Source organism: Oleiphilus sp. HI0067 (assembly GCF_001635735.1).
Genome location: NZ_LWFI01000520.1, coordinates 1 through 762, shown reverse-complemented (window position 1 = coordinate 762; position 762 = coordinate 1). Strand labels below are relative to the sequence as shown.

Genomic DNA, 762 nt, shown 5'->3' with positions numbered 1-762 from the left:
AAGAAGCTTAGCTCACCTAAATGCGGATAATAAGCCTCAAGGTCGATANAAATTGGGCGTTTGTTTTGTCCACTTTTTAAATGCGTTGCAGAAATTTGCCGCGTCTGAAAAGCCCAATTCGAAGGCAATATCTTCATTGGTAAAGTCGCCTTGTTGAAGCATTGCGATCGCAATTTGGCAACGAATTTTGCCCATCAAAGTATTGTAATTTAGACCGATCTTTCCAAGTTTTCGTCGGAAGGTGCGTTCACTCATACACATGGCTTCGGCAATGGCTTTGGAGTTAGGGTAGCTATCGCCGTCATTTCGCACTAAGCGGTCGAACTTGTTGACCAATGCGAACTCATCTTTCAGTGTTTGCATAAGTTGATTCAGTTGCTCAATGCTGTCTTTCAATTCATGCTTTGCACGGTAAGCGTATGTGAGCTCTTGTTTAAGATGAGCAAGGTCCACTACCCATTCATTGAATTTTGCGTCATCTTCAATCTCGCAATCAAAGTGACTGCGATAGAAGGCTTTATCCGCCTCTGTAAGTTTTAGAACGAATTTTAAAGCACGTGTTTTAACTGGACTGCCCGTGATCTCGCGCGAGACGGCTTGCATGCCGCCGATCGTTAACTCGAATATCATGTGCAGTAAACGCTCACTCAGTCCTGATACGTTTACAAGCCGATGGGTCAGTTCTTCTTGATCTTGGATAATCGTGGGATCAGTAAAGCTGCCTAGCAGCTCGTAATAGCTGTGTGAGATTTCGAGTGCATC

The 762-nt window shown here is 44.2% G+C and carries 1 protein-coding gene; it reads right to left on the bottom strand.

Annotated elements, in window-relative coordinates:
• Window positions 1-36: 36 nt before the first annotated feature.
• Window positions 37-762 (bottom strand): AraC family transcriptional regulator (locus A3739_RS06145; protein WP_068500697.1); only part of this gene is annotated, 726 nt, incomplete at its 5' end.